The following is an 18,604-nucleotide window of genomic DNA, read 5'->3' as shown; positions in this document are numbered from 1 at the left end:
AACTCGCGTTGCCGACGGTAATGCCGAACCGTTGAGTGATGCCCAGCAGCAGGCAGCATTGGTTGAACTTGCCAATGTGGAAGGGCAGCGCAATTTCCGTCAGGTGGTTGCCCTGTTACGTGACGAGGGCGATGTGGAGCTCCATCCGTCCCGGTTGAGCGCCAACCAGGGAGAGTAATTTCCCTGCGGTGTTCCGCCCACAAAAAAGCCCACCGAGATGGTGGGCTTTTTTGTGCTTAAGCCTTTGCTTTTTCTAGGCGTTGCCTTGAGGCATCAGTCCTAGAGCTCAAGCTCAAACGGCATGGATACTGTGCTAGCGCCAGCGTCTACATAGGTGATCTCGCCGGTAATGCCGGAGGCCAGGTCTGAGCACAGAAACGCGGCGGTATTGCCCACTTCCTCAATGGTCACGTTACGGCGCAGAGGTGCCTTGGCGGCATTGTAGTCGAGCATGCTGCGGAATTTCTTGATGCCAGAGGCCGCCAGAGTGCGAATGGGGCCGGCAGATATGCCGTTCACACGGACGCCATCCGGCCCCATGCTGGCAGCGAGATAACGCACAGACGCCTCCAGACTGGCCTTGGCCATGCCCATCACATTGTAGTTGGGCACGGACTGGCGGGCGGCGTGGTAGGTAAGGGTGAGCAGGGCGCCATTGCGGCCGGCCAGCATGCTTTTGCCAGCCTTGGCCAGTGCCACGAAGCTATAGCTGGAAATATCGTGGGCAATCTGGAAACCCTCGCGGGTGACCACATCCACAAAGTTACCATCCAGTTCGGCAGCGGGGGCGAAACCCACAGCGTGAACGATACCGTCTAGCCCATCCCACTGCTTGCCGAGTTCAGCAAAAACGGCATCAATGGCCTCGTCGCTGGTGACATCACAGGGAAAGCACATGGCTTCGCTGCTGCCGTACCGTTCTGCGGCTTTGAGTACACGGCTTTTCAGTTTGTCGTTCTGGTAAGTGAAAGCCAGCTCGGCACCTTCGCGGTGCATGGCTTCGGCGATACCGGTGGCAATGGAGCGGTCGCTGGCGACGCCGACAATCAGGTAACGCTTGCCTGCAAGAAATCCCATGTTCGTCCTCGATATGCTTTTTGAGTAGAAAATTGAAAGTTGAAAGTTTCAAAACGCGAGCTGACGTGTTTGCCAGCGATATAATCTTCTCCAGCGGCAATAACGTCCTGGGGATATCTGTCCCGTTACAACAAGACGGAGGTAAGCTGCGTTGCGGTAAGGTGAGGCGGTTTGCCTCTGGACGGATCCGCGCTTTTACCTTTCAACTTCCAACTTGTCTCCGATTATAGGCAATTTACCGCGCTATTACGCCAGCCCGCAGGCGATCAAAGTGCAACCGTCTGTTTCCTGCTATGGGCAAAGGCGGCGGCCATGAGTTTGTGTGTATAAGGCTGCTGCGGGTTGTCGAATACGGCCTGCGTATCGCCATGTTCCACTGTCTTGCCGTCTTTCATGACCAGTACCCGGTGGCAAATGGCCCGAATTACCTTGAGATCGTGGCTGATAAACAGGTAGCTGAGCCCACGTCTTGCCTGCAAGGATTTGAGCAATTCCAGAATCTGGTGCTGGACGCTGCGGTCCAGTGCCGAGGTGGGTTCATCCAGAACCAGCAATTGCGGTTCCATGATCAGTGACCTGGCGATGGCGATCCGCTGGCGCTGGCCGCCGGAAAATTCATGGGGGTAGCGATGGCGCACGTCGGTGGGCAGGCCCACTTCCTCAAGAATACGGCAGACCTGTTCTTCTCTTTCCGAGGTGCTCAGTGCGGGTGCGTGCACAGCAAGCCCCTCGGCGACAATCTGGCCCACGGTCATGCGCGGGTTCAGGCTGCCGTAGGGGTCTTGAAATACCACCTGGAAACGGCTGCGCCATTGCCGTAAGCCGGAACGGGAAAGCGCGCGGATGTCCGTGCCATCCATTTCGATATCGCCGTCACTCTGGATCAACCGCAACAGGGCGAGAGCCAGGGTGGACTTGCCCGAGCCGGACTCACCCACGATGCCAAGGGTCTCGCCGCGGCGCAGTGTCAGATCAATTTGATCCACCGCGTGGAGCAACGGTGGTGGCGAGAAAAGGGCGCGGCGCTTGCCTTTGAACGTCACGGCCATGCCACGGGCTTCGAGTAGCAGCGGAGTGTCATCTGGCAGCGGCTCCAGGCGACCCTGGGGCTCCGCATGGATCAGGTGGCGCGTGTAGTCTTCCTGGGGGTGATTCAGCACGGTATCTGTGGGGCCCGCTTCCACCCGTTTGCCGTTGTGCATGACCACGATGTCTTCGGCAAAGCGGCTGACAACGCCCAGGTCATGGCTGATCAGGAGAATGGAGAGATTCAGCTCTTTCTGCAGCCGCTTGATCAGGTCGAGAATAGTTTCCTGTACCGTCACGTCGAGAGCGGTGGTGGGCTCATCGGCAATCAGGATCTGTGGTTCATTGGCCAGGGCCATAGCGATCATGACCCGCTGGCGCTGGCCCCCGCTGAGTTGGTGCGGATAGCGGTCCAGCATGTCCGGTGTAGCGGGCAGTTCGACCTGCTCAAGCAGCGACAGACACCGCTCACGGGCGCGTTTTTTGCTCATGCCCTGATGCACAAACAGGCTTTCGCTGATCTGTTTTTCCACGGTATGCAAGGGGTTCAGGGCCGTCAGCGGCTCCTGGAAAATCATCCCGATGCGACCGCCGCGCAGTTTGCGTTTCTGTTCAGTGTTAAGCGTTTGCAGGTCCGTATCGTCCAGTTGCAGGCTGTCGGCCTGCCAACTCGCGTTTTCCGGTAACAGGTCCATCACAGACAAGGCGGTAAGCGATTTACCAGAACCGGATTCCCCTACTAACGCCAACATTCGCCCGGGGTGGAGTTCCAGTGACATGTCATCGACGGCAAGCTGGTCGGCAAAGCGAATACTCAGCCCTTCTATGCGCAGCAGGCTCATTGCAGAAACTTCCTTGTGTCGAACGCATCGCGAATGGCTTCACCGATAAACACCAGCAGGGTGAGCATCAGGGTGAGCGTGGCAAACACGCTGATACCTAGCCACGGAGCATGCAGGTTCGCCTTTCCCTGGCCCACCAGACGGCCCAGAGAAGGCGCATCCGGTGGCATACCAAAGCCGATGAAATCCAGAGAGGTGAGCGTGACCACGGCACTGTTGAGAATAAACGGCAAGAAGGTAAGTGTGGCTACCATGGCGTTGGGCAGCATGTGGCGGAACATGATGATTGGGGTGCGTACGCCCATGGCGTGGGCGGCACGCACATAGTCCATGTTGCGACAGCGCAGGAACTCCGCGCGCACCAGGTCTACGAGTGCCATCCAGGAGAACAGCAGCAGAATGACCAACAGCGTCCAGAAACTGGGCACCACAAAGCTGGAAATAATAATAATCAGGTAAAGCGTAGGCATGCTGGACCAGATTTCCAGAAACCGCTGGCCGGAAAGATCCAGCCAGCCGCCGTAATAGCCCTGGATGGCACCGACGATAATGCCGACGATGCTGGAGAGAATGGTTAGCATCAGACCGAACAGAACGGAAATACGGAAGCCATAAATCAACCCGGCCAGCACATCGCGGCCCTGGTCATCGGTGCCCAGCCAGTTTTCCGCTGAGGGCGGGGCCGGGGCAGGGACAGTGAGATCGTAGTTGATGGTGTTGTAGCTGTATCGGATGGGCGGCCATACCATCCAGCCCTTGTCGTTGATCAGATCCTTGACCACGGGATCGCGGTAGTTGGTTTCTGACTCGAAAAAACCGCCGAAGGTGGTTTCCGGGTAGGTGTTGAACACGGGAGCGTAGAGTTCATTGTCGTAGCTGACCAGCAAGGGCTTTTCGTTGGCAATCAGTTCGGCGCCAAGGCTGAGTACGAACAGCATGACAAAAATCCACAGCGCCCAATAGCCGCGTTTGTTGGAACGAAACGCCTGCCACTGGCGTTGCCAGACCGGGTTGCGCATTAATGGGTTACGGAAGGCCATCAGCTCTGCCTCCGTTCGAAATCAATGCGCGGATCGACCCACATATAGGTCAGGTCACTGACCAGCTTCAGCAGCAGGCCGATCAGGGTGAAAATGAACAGGGTACCAAAAACGACGGGGTAGTCCCGGTTGATGACGGACTCGAAGCCCAGCAGGCCTAGGCCATCGAGGGAAAAAATAAACTCGATTAACAGTACGCCAGTGAAGAACATGCCGACGAAAGCGGCGGGAAAACCGGCGATAATGATCAGCATGGCATTGCGAAAAACATGCCCGTATAGCACCTGCTTTTCGCTGAGCCCTTTGGCGCGGGCGGTCTGCACATACTGTTTGCGAATTTCATCCATGAATGAGTTCTTGGTCAGCATAGTCAGGGTGGCAAAGCTGCCAGCGACGATAGCCAGAGTGGGCAAGGTGATGTGCCACAGGTAGTCGGACACTTTTCCAAACAGGCTTAACTGCTCGAAATTGTCAGAGGTCAGGCCGCGCAGTGGGAACCATTCGAAATACGAGCCCCCGGCAAAGAGGACGATGAGCAAAATGCCGAGCAGGAAGCTGGGAATGGCAAAACCGACCACAATGGCCGTGCTACTCCAGATGTCAAAGCGTGAGCCATCTTTCACCGCTTTATGGATGCCCAGGGGAATCGACACCATATAGGCAATCAACGTGCTCCACAGACCCAGAGACAGCGACACAGGAATACGTTCCACGATCAGCTCGGTCACTGAGCGATCGCGGTAGTAGGATTCTCCGAAATCAAAACTCAGATAGCTTTTGACCATTAGCCAGAAACGTTCCGGCGCGGGTTTGTCAAAGCCATAGAGCTTTTGTATCCGTTCCACCAGTTCCGGGGGCAGGCCTTTGGAGCCGCGATAGTCGCCGCCGTTGCTGAGCGTATCCACGCTGCCGCCGGCAAAACTGCCGCCGGCACCGCCACCAATGCCCTGTAGCTCCGCGAGAGTCTTTTCCACGGGGCCGCCCGGGGCGGCCTGCACCACGACAAAATTCAGCAAAAGAATGCCGAACAGGGTAGGGATGATAAGCAACAGCCGTTTGGCAATATAAAGTCGCATCATTGCGCGTTGCTGTCCCACCAGGTGTCGATCGCGCCATCAATGCCTACGTATTCAGGCAGGGATGGATGTTTCAGGCGGCTACGGTATGACAAGCGATGATGGTCTGCATACCAGTTGGGGATCACGTAAAAGTTCCACTGTAGTACCCGGTCCAGAGCGCGGCATGCGGTAATCAGCTCGTCCCGGGTGGTAGCGGTGACAATGGCATCGACCAGGGTGTCCACAGCCGGATTCTGAATGCCGATGATGTTTCGGCTGCTGGGGTCCTCGGCAGCGTCGCTGCCCCAGTATTCCAGTTGCTCGTTGCCGGGGGAGGACGACTGGGCAAAGGAACTGACTACCATATCGAAGTTGAAATTACGGATGCGCTCCACGTATTGGCTGGTGTCTACCTTGACCACTTGAGCATCAATGCCCAGCGCTTTCAGGTTGCGGGCAAACGGCAGCAGGATGCGTTCGAACGCGGGTTGATGCAACATGATCTGAAAACTGACCGGGGTACCATCCGGGCTGTGAAGCTGGCCCTCCCTGATCTTATAGCCGGCTTTTTTGAGCAGAGTTTGTGCCCGGGCCAGGTTGGCACGGGGGCGGCCGCTGCCATCGCTTTTCGGCGGTTCATAGCTTTCCGTGAAAACCCGCTCCGGGATGACGTCGCGCAAGGGTTCCAGTAATTTCAATTCCGCCTCGCTGGGCAGGCCGGTGGCTGCCATGTCCGAGTTCTGGAAGTAACTGCGTGTGCGGTTGTACTGGCCATAGAACAGATTGGCGTTGGACCATTCGAAATCCAGTGCGTAGGTCATGGCTTCGCGCAGGGCCACGTTCTGGAACAGGGGGTTACGCAGGTTGTAGACGATCCCCTGCATGCCTGCGGGGTTTGAGTGGGGGACTTCCTCCTTGACCAGTTTGCCTTGGTCGAAGGCCGGGCCTTTATAGCTGGTGGCCCAGTTTTTTGAGCTCACTTCAAAGCGCCAGTCGTAATCTCCCCGCTTGAAAGCTTGCAGGGCGACGGTGTCATCCAGGAAATAGTCGAATGAAACGGTATCGAAATTATTGCGGCCACGCATGATGGGCAAGTCTTTGGCCCAGTAATCCTTGCGGCGCTGGAAGGTGATCTGTTTTCCGGTATCCACATTGCCGACGCTATAGGGGCCGGAACCAATAGGCTTTTCCAGGCCAGCGCTGGTAAATTCCCGGGTTTTCCAGACGTGTTCAGGAAGCACCGGCAGCTGGCCGATGATCAGCGCCAATTCCCGGTTGTCACCGGGTTTGAAATGAAAGGTGACGGTGTGTTCGTCGTCGGCGGTGACGTGATCCACGCCGCTGTAATAAAAGCTGTAGAAAGGCGCGCCATCGTTGATGAGTGTGTTGAATGTCCACACCACATCGCTGGCCTGTACCGGCTCGCCATCACTGAAGGTGGCTTTGGGGTTAAGGTGGAAGCGGACCCAGCTACGGTCTTCCGGCCATTCGATGGTTTCGGCGAGCAAGCCGTATTGGGTGAAGGGCTCATCTTCGGCGCGGGTGGTTAGCGTGTCATAGACAAGAGAGCCGATACCCGCCGCAGCGGTGCCTTTCGGTACGAAAGGGTTCAGGCTGTCAAAGGTGCCAATGACGTGACGGCGCAATTTGCCCCCTTTGGGAGCCTCGGGGTTCACATAATCCAGGTGCTGAAAGCCTGCCGGGTACTTCGGGCTGCCGTGCATGGCCATGGCATGACTGCGATGAATATCGGCCTGCGCCAAGGCGGAAAAACAGCACAGACCCACCAATAGCCCGCGTAGCAGGCTGCGGTTAATGGCCATAAAGACTCCTTGTTATTTTTTGACCCACCAAGTGTCCAGACCCAGTCCGTAGGGGATTGGTTCCGGTGGGCGGGCAAACTTGTCCCACCAGGCAATGCGGTGTGTGCTGATATAGTAGTTCAGGACGCCGTATTGCTGGTAGCGCAACATGCGGTCCAGCGCTTGCAGGCTGAGCCGGTAGTCAGCTTCGTTATCGGTGCTGAGCGCATGGTCAACCAGAAAATCCACCACCGGGTTGCGAATACCCGCCAGGTTGCGGCTGCCGACCACCTTGGCGCTGTCGGAAAGAAAATAGTCTTTCAGTTCCGGGCCCGGGTAGGCCTGAATCGGTAGCACAAACAGCACCACATCGTAATCGAAGCTATCCAACCGCTGCTTATAGGCCGCCGGGTCGATTTCCCGGTATTGGGCATCGATGCCCAGGCGTTTCAGATTGCGAAACCAGGGCGCAAGAATGCGGTAAATGCCTGGGTTGTGGTAATTCAAAACGGTGAACTGCAGCGGTTGGCCTTGTGCATTGACCAGGGTTTGCCCCTCGAGTCTCCAGCCGCTTTCTTTAAGCAGCGCCAGCGCTTCGCGCATGCGGTGGCGTATCTGTCCGCTGCCATCGTTCACCGGCGGGTTGATGTCTGCGTCAAAATAATCGTTCGGCAGCTGATCCAGAAACGGCGTCAACAAGGCTTTTTCTGCCTCGGGAGCGGGTGTGCCCGCTCGGTAGTCGCTGTTGGGAAACCAGCTTTGTGTGCGTTGATAGGCACCGCTGAACAGGTTCTTGTTGGACCACTCGAAATCGAACAGCAGGCTGGCGGCGCGGCGGACATTGATGTCATTGAACGGGGCGCGGCGAGTATTGAAGAAGAAGGCCTGTACCGGGCGAGGAATCTGATGGGGCACTTCGGCGCGTTTTACCTTGCCGTCTTCCAGGGCGGAGAACGCATAGGCGGTGGCCCAGTGTTTGGAGCTGTAATCGTAGTGTAGATCGTAGCCACCGGCCTTGAAGGCTTCGAAGCCCACATCTGCATCGCGGTAGAACTCGAATTCCACCGTGTCGAAATTATAGCGGCCCCGGTTTACCGGCAGGTCTTTGGCCCAGTAGTCCTTTACCCGGCTAAACGTCACTTTGCGCCCGGCGTCCACATGGGTGACTTGATAGGGGCCACTGGACAGCGGCGGGGTGAGTGAGGCGCTTTCGAAATCATGCTTGTGCCAGTAATGGCGCGGCAGGATCGGAATAGCGCCTGCCATCAGAGGCAGATCCCGGCGCCCCCGGTGGAAAGTGAATTTCACCGTTTGCGGGTCAAGGGCTTCCACGCTGGCGATATCGGCCAGGCGCAGGGTGAACTCCGGGTGGCCTTTTTCGCGCAGGGTATTTACCGAAAAGACCACATCGTCGGCGCGAATCGGGTGGCCGTCGTGGAAGCGGGCTTCGTCGCGAATATGGAAGGTGCACCAGCTGCGATCTTCGGGGTATTCCAGCCAGTCGGCAATCAGCCCGTAGGCCGTGCCTGCCTCATCGCCAAGTGGGTTGTGTGGCTGGCTGCCCATTAGCAGGCTGTCGGCGATTTCCGTGACCCCATACATCTGGATGCCCGGCGTATCGGCCGGGCTGCGGCCTTTAAGAATATAGGGGTTCAGGCTGTCGAAGGTGCCTTGGCCGAATAATCGCAGGGTGCCGCCCTTGGGGGCATCCGGGTTGACGTAATCGAGGTGCTGGAAATCGGCGGGGTACTTGAGGCTGCCAAACGGGTGGTAACCGTGGCTGCGAGTGGGCTCGGCGTGGCAAACCACGCCGAGCAACAGGCCCAGCAGGGCAAAGGTAAGTTTAGTGCGTTTGGCGAATATCAACGTAGACTGTCAGCCGTTGCCCGGGTTGTAGGTATCGATTGTTGGCTACCGTGTTGTTCCAGCTTTTTATATCGTTGACCGATACATTAAAGCGGTCGGCAATGGCATACAAGGAATCGCCGTTGCGAACCGCATAGCGGACCTTGCGCACCATGTTCGGGTTGCTGGAGGAGGGCGTGTTGCTGGCCGGGCTGGCCGCCAGGCTTCCCTTGGTCCACACCGCCAGGCTCTGGCCTATACGCAGGCTGTCTTTGGGGGCCATGCTATTCCATTTGGCCAACTCAGGCACGCCGACGTTATGGCGGCGGGCGATTTCCCAGAGCGTATCACCGGGCTGCACCGTGTAATCGACGCGCTGGCGACCCTTGGGGTGCTTGGACTGTTTTTTGGCCAGGCGCGATTCAGCACTAAGGCTGTAGTCGCTGCTGGAGGACGCCGGGCCGGGAATCAGCAGGGTGCGGCCGGCAATAATGGTGTTGTTCTTCATGTGGTTAATGTTGCGAAGTACCTGGGGGGTCGTGCGGTACTGGCGGGCAATGGCGCCCAGATTATCGCCGGGCCGAATTTCGTAACGGGCCCACTGCATGCGTTGGTCTTTGGGCAGGCTGGCCAGTTTCGTCTGGAAATTCTCGGCCCGATCCACAGGGACTAACAACCGGAAGGGGCCATCCGGGGATGTGGCCCAGCGATTATAGGACGGGTTGAGCAGGTAGAGCTCTTCCACAGAAATATCCGCCAAACGTGCGGCTTGGGCCAGGTCGATTTGCCCGCCGGTTTTTACCGTGGCGAAGTAGGGTTCGTTGGCGATGGGGTGGAGGGGGACGCCGTAGGCCTGCGGGTCACCGACAATCTGGGCGATGGCCAGTAATTTAGGGACATACGCGGTGGTTTCGCGGGGCAGGTTCAGGTTCCAGAAATCGGTGGGCTTTCCGGCTTCTTTATTGTGACGGATGGCTCGCGATACAGTGCCGCCCCCGGCGTTGTAAGAGGCTAGCGCCAGTAGCCAGTCACCCTCAAAGCGGCTGGAGAGCTGCTGCAGGTAATCCAATGCGGCATTGGTGGACTTGAGGATGTCCCGGCGTTGGTCTTCCCACCAGGTGCGCTGCATGCCGAAATAATCCCCGGTGGAGGGAATAAACTGCCAGGGCCCCGCCGCGCGGGCATGGGAGTAAGCAAAGGGATCAAAAGCACTTTCTACGATTGGCAACAAGGCCAGTTCCAGCGGCATATCGCGGGCTTCGGCTTGCTCGACGATGTAGTGCAGGTAGCGTTCTGAACGTGTCGTGACGCGGGTGAAATACTCTGGGTGGCGCGCGTACCATTCACGTTGCACACGAATCCGGTCGTTTTCGATACTCAAATCGAGCCCGTAGCCAGCGCGCAAGCGCATCCAGAGGTCGTCGGCGGTTGGCTGATTTTCGCCGTCTTCGACTGGGCTGGGTTCGTCCATGCCGTTCGCCAAATTGACGTCATCCACGGAAGGCTCGGCAGCCGGCATGGGGGGAAGATCTTCAAGGGGCTTATTGGTTGCACAACCGCCAAGGACGCCCAGCCCGAGAAAAAGGGCTAAAGGAATAATTTTTTTCATAATCATGGAGTAACGCTAAAAATTTCATGCATTCTGGCGACGGATAGGCGGCGCGGCAAGGACGAGGCGCTAAAAGTTGTCCTTCCAGCGACGCAAGGCCGCAAAACACTGCATATCAGAATCCCCGCAGCCAGGCTCATGGCGCTGACAGGAATCCTTCAAGTCTTTGTCATCACTGCGTAAAAACGGGTTGGTCGCTTTTTCTTCCGCGAGGGTGGAAGGCAGCGTGATTTTACCTTTTTGGCGCAACTCAATGACGGCCTGCAAGCGCGCCCGTACGGCGGGGTCTTCCGGGGTGACGGCGGCGGCGAAGGTCAGGTTGGCCTGGGTGTATTCGTGGGCACAGAACACCTGGGTATTATCAGGTAGGGCGGCCAGACGCTGCAGGGAATGGAGCATTTGCTCCGGCGTGCCTTCGAACAGACGACCGCAGCCCCCGGCAAACAAGGTGTCACCGCAGAATAGCCAGCCCTGTGCCGCGTTGATAAAGGCGATATGGCCCAGGGTGTGGCCGGGTACGGCCATGACGGTGAACGAGAGGTCGGTGCCCGCAGGCGTGATGGTGTCGCCGTCGCGGAGCGGGTGGCTCATGGCCGGAATGGATTCCGCTGCTGGGCCGTACACGGGAATGTCCCGGTCTTTGGTCAATGCCGCAATACCGCCCACATGGTCCGGATGGTGATGGGTGATCAAGAGTGCGGACAGTGTCAGACCGTTTTCGCTGAGGTAACGCTCCACCGGTGCGGCGTCGCCGGGGTCGACGACAACACATTGATCCTGTTGATGAAATGCCCAGATATAGTTGTCATTGAAGGCGGGGATAGCGATAGGGCTGGCTGTCATGTCGTGGTACGCTCCTGTCTGTAAGCAGGTCCGTTGGCACCTGTTTCAGTGCTTCATCATCCGGTTCACGCATTCATGGATCAAGAGATTGTCCGCTATGCAGCTACCTCCACTCAACCGTATCTCGTTCAATGCCTCCTCCGGCGAATTGGGAAGAGGCTTTGATAAATGGCTCGACAGTGAACCGGGCCAGGCCTTGCTGAGCGAAGAAAAAGCCATGCTGACCGAGTGGCTGCGCAGCCAGGCGGGCCAGCGCGCGGTGGCGATTTATGCCGGTGGTGGCCGTGATCTCCTGTCGGAATCGCCGCTGCGCTGGCAAACCAGCATCGCGCCGCCCGGTTTTACCGGGGTGAAATTACAGTCGCGTCTGGATCTGTTGCCGATTGCGAAAAGCAGTGTGGATGTGCTGTTGCTGCATCACACCATGGATTTCGCCGCCGATCCTCACCAGGCATTGCGTGAAGCGTCGCGTTGCATGGCGCCGGGCGGCAAGATGGCGATCATCGGGTTTCATCCCGTCAGCGTGATGGGGGTGGCCCGCTGGCTGCTCTGGTGGAAGTCACCGGGGTGGATGGGACGCTATTATCGCCCCAATCGATTGACCGACTGGTTACAGGTTCTCGGATTTGAGGTCGATGGCATGGCCAGTGGCTTCTATACTATGCCGCTGTCCGATCGTGGTCGCAGCCGGGTGCGCCTGCTGGACTGGCTTGGGCGTTTCCTCTGGCCGCGTCACGGCAATACATACCTGCTGGTGGCAAGAAAACGCGCCGGCGTGGTGCGTCCGTTGGCCACACGACAACGCAAGGTGCCACGCAATACCGTGGTGCCGGTACCGGTGGCCCGCTGGGGCCAGCAGAACAGGGAGTCCTGAGTCTTTGAAGAACGTGATTATCTATACCGACGGCGCGTGCCGCGGTAATCCCGGCCCGGGTGGCTGGGGCGCCATTCTCCTTTACGGTGACAAGGAGAAGGAATTATTTGGTGGCGAGCCTGAGACCACCAACAACCGCATGGAACTGATGGCCGCCATCGTGGCCCTGGAGACCCTCAATGCTCCCTGTCAGGTGGTACTGACGACGGACTCCAAATACGTCATGGACGGCATCACCCAGTGGATGGCGAACTGGAAAAAGCGTGGCTGGAAAACAGCCTCGAAGCAGCCGGTCAAGAATGTGGATCTGTGGCAACGCCTCGATGCAGCGGTGCAACGCCACGAAATCGACTGGCAGTGGGTCAAGGGCCATAGTGGCCACCCGGGCAATGAGCGGGCCGATGCGCTGGCTAACCGGGGTATTGATGAAATGAAACAGCAGGGGCGAGCAGGCTAATGCGTCAGGTTGTACTGGATACGGAAACTACCGGCTTGGAGCCCAATGACGGGCACCGGGTGATCGAAATTGGTTGCGTGGAGATGGAAAATCGCCGCCTGACCGGCAATAACCTGCATCTGTACCTGAATCCTGAACGGGAGATTGATGCAGGCGCGCTGGCGGTTCACGGCATCAGCACCGAGTTTCTGGCAGACAAGCCCACCTTTGACAAGGTGGTGGATGAATTTCTGGCTTTTGTCGACGGGGCGGAACTGGTTATCCATAACGCGCCTTTTGACGTGGGCTTCCTCAACCATGAGCTGCGCCGGCTTGGCGCCCGGTACGGGACCATCGAACAGCGTTGTGGGGTCCTGGATACCTTGGTGATGGCTCGCCAGAAACATCCGGGACAGAAAAATAACCTGGATGCGTTGTGCCGTCGGTATTTCGTGGAAAACGGCCACCGTGAACTGCACGGCGCCTTGCTGGATGCTGAAATTCTGGCGGACGTTTATCTGGCCATGACCGGCGGGCAGACCCGCCTGTCTCTGGGCGGGAACGATGGCAGTGAACAGGGAGGTGATGCCACTGCAGAAGCGATCAGACGTTTGAGTGCAGACCGCCCGGCGCTTGCCGTCGTTCGTCCCAGTGAAACTGAGATACAGCGCCACAACGACAAGCTGACCGCCATTGCGGGCAAGAATGGTGGGCCTACCGTGTGGCAGAGCCTGACAGAGGATGACACGCCACTGCAGTAGCAGTTACAACAACAGCATTGTATTAACAGGCCATGCCGCTAGCGTGGCATTTTCTGGGCTCCTGCCCTCTAGCTTCGCGATTTCCACCTCTTTACACCGGCAAGCCGGGGCAAATCAGTGTCCCGGGATGACCGGTGTTTCCTGCAGGTCGTCCACCTGGTGGTGCTGAATCCAGCCATTCTCGTACATGTAGTTAGTGGCAGGTTCTAGCGCGGTGGCCGTCATGATCAGGCCGGTAATCGACATCACAATAGTGTACGGCAAAGCCATGACCACCATGCGCCCATAGGATAACCGCACCAATGGCGCCAGTGCCGAGGTGAGCAGGAACAGGAAGGCTGCCTGACCGTTAGGGGTGGCCACAGACGGGATGTTGGTGCCAGTGTTAATGGCGACGGCCAGCAGATCGAATGTATCCCGGTCAATCTCACTCTTCAGCAGGGCCTGCCCGACTTCATCCACATATACCGTGGCTACAAAGACGTTGTCAGAGACTGCCGACAATACACCATTGGCCATGTAGAAGGCGGGGCCTTGAACGTGTTTGTCCAGGGTCAGCACATATTCAATAACCGGCGCGAAAAGCTGTTGGTCGGCAATGACCGCCACCACGGCGAAAAACACGGTGAGCAGGGCCGTGAACGGCAGGGCCTCTTCAAAGGCTGCTCCCAGGCGATGTTCTTCGATAATCCCGGTGAAGGAGGTGGCCAGAATGATGACGGTGAGCCCTACCAGGCCCACAGAAGCGGCGTGGGTGGCCAGACCGATCACCAGCCACACGGCTGTGATGGCTTGAATCACCAGTGCCGCCCGGTTTTGCGGGGTGCGCTTACGGTCCTGTTCCAGGGCGTACTGACGCATGATTCCACGCACTTTCTCAGGAATGTCTTCGCCGTAACCAAAGCTGCCGCTGATTTCCAGAAAGATGCAGGTCAGTAGACCCATTGCCAGCACCGGCAGGGTAATTGGGGCCATACGCAGGAAGAATTCGCCGAATTCCCAGCCCGCCTTGTTGGCAATCAACAGGTTTTGGGGTTCGCCTACCAGGGTGCAAACGCCGCCCAGTGCGGTGCCCACCGCCGCGTGCATCAGCAGGCTGCGCAGAAATGAGCGGAAGCGACGCAGGTCTTCGCGGTGCAGCTCTTCCACGGCGGTGTCGTCACCGTGGTCGTGTTTCTGCTGGAACGTCTTGCCGGAGGCTACCTTGTGGTAAATGCCATAAAAGCCGGTGCATACGGCAATGACCACGGCGGTAACCGTTAGCGCGTCAAGAAAGGCGGAGAGCAGGGCAGCGGCCGCACAGAACAGCAGACTCAGCGTCACTTTGGATTTCACGCCCAGCAGCAGACGGGTGAACATGAACAGCAGCAGATCTTTGAGGAAGAAAATCCCGGCAACCATGAAGATCAACAGCAACATCACCTCGATATTGCCCACCACCTTGTGCAGCACGGTATCAGCGGAGGTGAGGCCGATCATGACCGCTTCAATGGCCAGCAGGCCGCCGGGTTGCAGGGGGTAGCACTTGAGCGCCATGGCCAGGGTGAAAATGAACTCGGCCAGCAGCAGCCAGCCCGCCGTCACCGGGCCCAGGGCCAGGGCCACCAGGGGGTTGATCAGCAGGAAGGCAACGATGGTGTATTTGTACCAGGCGGGGGCCTGCCCCAGGAAGTTCTGAATAAAGGCGCGGCCTAGCGTGGCTGACATGACGAGTTCCTGCTGAACGGCAAATGGGAAAGGGCGCCCAGCTCGGATGAAGCACGCCAAACTCGGGCGCGGCAATGATAAGGACTTGGCTTGCCCCAGTACAGTGCAAAGGGGTGGCAATTTGCCCTGGATCAATGGAGGGATTGACGCAGCCGGTTGGCGCACGTAACGCGAAACCGTGTCTGGCCACGGGGAGGAGTGTGGGCAGGTTAACAAATCATCAATAAATCAGTTGCTTACAAATGAAAGTTGACGCAGTCTTTGATGACGTGCAAAAGTTGATGCGCCTTGTTTTACAATCCTGTTTTGACGATTGCGGGTGTATCCGGGGGTTTGCGCGCCTAACGAACGAACCCGATGATAATAACAGTTTGGTGCTTGCGGAGAGTCCATGGTTGCCATAACAAACACCACCTCCCTGACTTTTCTCAAGGAAGCGATAGATACCACCCTGACGGAAGCTGAAAACCAGCTTGAAGCGTTTTCGGACGACCATAGCCGCCAGGATGAGTTGCAGCATTGCGCGCAAGCCTTTCAGCAACTCCGCGGTATCTGCCAGGTGGTTGAGCTGCCTGCAGCAGCTTTAATGAGTGAAGAAATGGCGCTGGCCGCTCGGGAGCTACAGGAAAAAGTGTCTGAGGCCCGCATCCAGGCGTTGAGTAATGCGATTGTCCTGCTGACCCGTTATTTTGACTATGTGCAGCTGAAAAACCGCACACTTCCTGCCTTGCTGATTGGTGGGATTAATGAACTGCGGCGCTCCGGTGGAAAAGGCCTGATTCAGGAGAGCCATTTCTTTAGTGCCGACCTGTCCCGTCAGCGTGCACCTGAAGCTCCCCAGCGAGAGCTATCGGTTAGCGAACTGTCAGACCTGTCCCGTCGCCTGCGGCATATGTACCAGGTCGGGTTGCTGGGGGTTCTGCGTGGGCAAGGCAATGCCACTAATCTCAAGTTGATGGCCCGGGCGCTGGTGCGCCTGGATCGTGCGGCTGGTCAATGCGGTCTAAGCCGCTTTCTGTGGGTGGCCCAGGCCGTACTGACAGCCATGTACTGCGACCAGATGGCGATTACGCCTGCTCGTAAAGCCCTGCTATCCCAATTCGATCGTCAGCTCAAAAAACTGGTTTACGATGGTGACCAGGCGGTGACGGAAGAGGCGCCACTGCTGTTGATCAAGGAAAGTCTGTTTATCGTTTCGCTATCCGCTGAAGATAGCGGCACCATTGGCGATGTGAAGCAGGCTTTTGGTCTGAAGTCCGAGGTTAGTGACACCGTATTGCAGCGTGAGCTGGCATTGATGACCGGTGCCAGCGGCTCGGTGATTCGTTCTGTGGCCACGGCCATGCGCGATGAAATTGCGGATTTGAAGGAAAGCCTGGATTTGGCTTCCCAGGGCGTTGCCGACACCAATTACCAGTCGGTTGCTGCCAGCCTGAATCGCCTGGGCAGTACCCTGGACATGATCAACAAGGATGACGAATCCCGGGCAATCAAATTGCGCGCCCGGGAAGTGTCGAAATGGGCCCCAGATCAGAATGTGGAAGGAGAGGCTTTTCATGGGCTGGTCGATGACCTGCTGATCGTGGAAAACGTGGTGGCGGGCCTGGAGCGTAGTATCAGCCCGGAAGATGATGTCCACCGCACTGCCAACAACACCAATATTTCCCTGTATCAACTGGATGACGCTCGCATGACGGTGGTGGGCGAGTGCCGCGCCGGCCTGGCATTGGCCAAGCGCTCCATCTCCTCGTTCATGGATAACAACTGGGATGCCATGCATCTGTCCAACCTGCCAGGCACGTTCGCCTCGATTGCGGGTGGCCTGATGTTCCTGGAACTGGATCGTGCCAAGGCCGTTACCGAGGCATGCCATAAATACATCAGCAACCGGCTGCTAAGCGGTGATCAGGTGCCGACCCGGGAAAACATGGAAACCCTGGCTGATGCGCTGACCGGGGTGGATTACTACCTGGAAAGCATGGAAGAGCAGAAACCCATTGGTGATGGCGTGCTGGAGGTGGCTGAGGAAAGCATGAATGCATTAGGCTTTCCGGTGTCGAAAGTCGCCTGAGTCTACGCCGCATGAACAACGTCGCATGAGACAGCCATGATTGATCTTTCCAGCCCGGAACCCCAGGACGCTGATAGCGCCCGCTGTTATGTCATCCATGATCAGGATGTGCTCATTTCTACCCAGGCGGGCTGGCAGTTCCCGGAACTGCCAGCCAAGTGGCTTCGCCAACACCCGGATTACCATTTTTTGGGTTTTCTTTCCGGTCAGCCCTGCTATGTCTGCGAACTCTCCCGTCATGAATTCGATGATGGTCAGCTACAACGTGTGCCACTGCGCCGCCTGATCGGGGCCACGCTCAGTGATGCCGAATTTTCCATGGCCAGCCGGGCCCTGCAGTTTTTGAGCTGGCGCCAGAATCACCGTTTTTGTAGTCGTTGCGGCTCTCCCACCGAACCGCATCCCCGTGACCTGGCGATGACCTGCGCCGGTTGCGGTTATTTCCAGTACCCACGAATCACTCCCTGCATCATTACCCTGGTCACCAAGGGTGAGCACGCGCTGCTGGGGCGGTCTGCCCGTTTTCCCGAGGGGTTTTATTCCTGCCTTGCCGGGTTTATGGAAGCGGGCGAAACCGCAGAGCAGGCGCTGGCGCGGGAGGTTATGGAAGAAAGTGGTATTTCAGTAAAGAACCTGGAGTACCTGAACAGTCAGTCGTGGCCGTTTCCCCATTCCCTGATGCTGGGATTCATGGCGGAATATGCGGGCGGAGAAATTCGCATTGATGACGACGAAATCGTTGATGCCGCCTGGTTTCATTATCAGGATCTTCCCATGGTGCCGCCGCCGGGCAGTATTGCCCGTTCACTGATAGATCAATGGATCGCGCGTTTCTAGAAGGATTTGAGCATGAATTACACCTTGGCACCCTTGGTGCTTATCGCTTTCAGTCTCCTGTTCGTCTTGTTGGGCGCCTGGATATTGCTGCGCCAAAAGTGGGTGGTGCAGTGGCTGAAAGGCACCGCAGGGCTGCTGTTACTGTTAGTGGCTGGCTACATGAGCGTTTTTGCGCTGAATCTTTACGGCTACAAGGAATATGCCCAGGAGGTCTCGGTGGCTACGGTCAGTTTCCGTGAATCCGGTGAGCAATCCTTCATTGCCACGGTCACCCGCACGGACGGGAGTGCTGAGGACTTCCGGTTGAAAGGGGATCAGTGGCAACTGGATGCGCGGATCATCAAGTGGAAGATGCCGTTCAGTTTGCTTGGTTTGAAGCCGGGCTATCAACTGGATCGTATCCAGGGCCGCTATTATGCGCTGGAAGATGAGCGCTCCCGCGACCGCACGGTCTACAGCCTGCACCGCGACCCGGTTGGCCTGGATGTGTGGTTGTTGGCAAAGGAAGGCTGGAGCCTGATTATTGATGCCCGCTACGGTAGCGCAGCTTACCTGCCCATGGCCGATGGCGCCTTGTTTCAAGTCAACGTGGGGCCCACCGGGCTGGTGGCCCGTCCTATGAACGGCAGTGCCCAGCAAGCCATTTCTGGTTGGGACTGATCCTCCATACCGCCAGCGGGGATGCTCCGCTGGCGTGTTTCCTGTCTTGGCACGCGCTGCGCTGCCCGATCTTTGTCCTCCCTTGATTACCCCAATGGCTCTGGCTTATGTAGAAT

15 protein-coding genes are annotated in these 18,604 nt (G+C 57.6%); 6 read left to right on the top strand and 9 right to left on the bottom strand.

From position 1 onward, the window contains the following. Positions 1–279: 279 nt before the first annotated feature. The 8 genes from A3730_RS20035 to gloB all read right to left on the bottom strand — a co-directional run bounded on the left by A3730_RS20035 (position 280) and on the right by gloB (position 11,142). On the bottom strand, positions 280–1,077 hold the full coding sequence (locus tag A3730_RS20035; protein ID WP_063518650.1) for an enoyl-ACP reductase: 798 nt from the start codon (positions 1,075–1,077) through the stop codon (positions 280–282). Between the two features lie 266 nt (positions 1,078–1,343). Continuing rightward, positions 1,344–2,945, bottom strand: coding sequence for an ABC transporter ATP-binding protein (locus A3730_RS20030; protein ID WP_063518649.1), 1,602 nt, complete (start codon positions 2,943–2,945; stop codon positions 1,344–1,346). Continuing rightward, positions 2,942–3,985: an ABC transporter permease gene (locus A3730_RS20025; RefSeq protein WP_063518648.1), complete on the bottom strand. Its 1,044-nt coding sequence runs from the start codon at positions 3,983–3,985 to the stop codon at positions 2,942–2,944. Before A3730_RS20025 ends, A3730_RS20030 begins: the two co-directional genes overlap by 4 nt. After that, positions 3,985–5,061, bottom strand: coding sequence for a microcin C ABC transporter permease YejB (locus tag A3730_RS20020; RefSeq protein ID WP_063518654.1), 1,077 nt, complete (start codon positions 5,059–5,061; stop codon positions 3,985–3,987). Before A3730_RS20020 ends, A3730_RS20025 begins: the two co-directional genes overlap by 1 nt. Further along, positions 5,061–6,866 (bottom strand): extracellular solute-binding protein, encoded by a 1,806-nt coding sequence (locus A3730_RS20015; RefSeq protein WP_063518647.1) that lies wholly within the window; start codon positions 6,864–6,866, stop codon positions 5,061–5,063. The genes A3730_RS20020 and A3730_RS20015 overlap by 1 nt, the downstream gene beginning before the upstream one ends. 12 nt (positions 6,867–6,878) lie before the next feature. After that, a complete protein-coding gene (locus A3730_RS20010) occupies positions 6,879–8,711 on the bottom strand; it encodes an extracellular solute-binding protein (RefSeq protein WP_063518646.1) in 1,833 nt (610 codons plus the stop codon). Then, positions 8,689–10,161: a LysM peptidoglycan-binding domain-containing protein gene (locus A3730_RS20005; RefSeq protein ID WP_231880435.1), complete on the bottom strand. Its 1,473-nt coding sequence runs from the start codon at positions 10,159–10,161 to the stop codon at positions 8,689–8,691. The genes A3730_RS20010 and A3730_RS20005 overlap by 23 nt, the downstream gene beginning before the upstream one ends. A 207-nt stretch (positions 10,162–10,368) precedes the next feature. Next, positions 10,369–11,142 (bottom strand): hydroxyacylglutathione hydrolase, encoded by a 774-nt coding sequence (gloB, locus tag A3730_RS20000; RefSeq protein ID WP_063518645.1) that lies wholly within the window; start codon positions 11,140–11,142, stop codon positions 10,369–10,371. A gap of 97 nt (positions 11,143–11,239) precedes the next feature. Between gloB and A3730_RS19995 the strand changes: the two genes are divergently transcribed. Genes A3730_RS19995 through dnaQ form a run of 3 tightly spaced genes read left to right on the top strand, consistent with a single transcriptional unit; the run spans position 11,240 to position 13,213 of the window. Continuing rightward, positions 11,240–12,016, top strand: a complete 777-nt coding sequence (locus A3730_RS19995) for a class I SAM-dependent methyltransferase (protein ID WP_063518644.1) — start codon at positions 11,240–11,242, stop codon at positions 12,014–12,016. A 4-nt stretch (positions 12,017–12,020) separates the two neighbouring features. Then, on the top strand, positions 12,021–12,473 hold the full coding sequence (rnhA, locus tag A3730_RS19990) for a ribonuclease HI (protein ID WP_007148484.1): 453 nt from the start codon (positions 12,021–12,023) through the stop codon (positions 12,471–12,473). Beyond that, positions 12,473–13,213, top strand: coding sequence for a DNA polymerase III subunit epsilon (dnaQ, locus tag A3730_RS19985; RefSeq protein ID WP_063538767.1), 741 nt, complete (start codon positions 12,473–12,475; stop codon positions 13,211–13,213). The genes rnhA and dnaQ overlap by 1 nt, the downstream gene beginning before the upstream one ends. Positions 13,214–13,327: 114 nt before the next feature. Here dnaQ and nhaB read toward each other — a convergent pair whose 3' ends face one another. Further along, complete coding sequence (nhaB, locus tag A3730_RS19980) at positions 13,328–14,920, bottom strand: sodium/proton antiporter NhaB (RefSeq protein ID WP_063518733.1); 1,593 nt, start codon at positions 14,918–14,920, stop codon at positions 13,328–13,330. A gap of 391 nt (positions 14,921–15,311) precedes the next feature. On the opposite strand from nhaB, the gene A3730_RS19975 reads away from it, so the two are divergent. The 3 genes from A3730_RS19975 to A3730_RS19965 are packed head-to-tail and all read left to right on the top strand — an operon-like array spanning position 15,312 to position 18,488. Beyond that, entirely contained in the window at positions 15,312–16,991 is a 1,680-nt protein-coding gene (locus tag A3730_RS19975; protein WP_063518732.1) for a hypothetical protein, read from the top strand. Positions 16,992–17,027: 36 nt separating this feature from the next. Next, positions 17,028–17,828, top strand: coding sequence for an NAD(+) diphosphatase (gene nudC / locus A3730_RS19970; protein WP_063518731.1), 801 nt, complete (start codon positions 17,028–17,030; stop codon positions 17,826–17,828). A 12-nt stretch (positions 17,829–17,840) separates the two neighbouring features. Then, positions 17,841–18,488 (top strand): hypothetical protein, encoded by a 648-nt coding sequence (locus tag A3730_RS19965; protein WP_063518730.1) that lies wholly within the window; start codon positions 17,841–17,843, stop codon positions 18,486–18,488. The last annotated feature ends 116 nt before the right edge of the window (positions 18,489–18,604 follow it).

It is taken from the genome of Alcanivorax sp. HI0044 (assembly GCF_001634945.1).
This window is presented reverse-complemented; position numbering and strand designations above follow the sequence as displayed.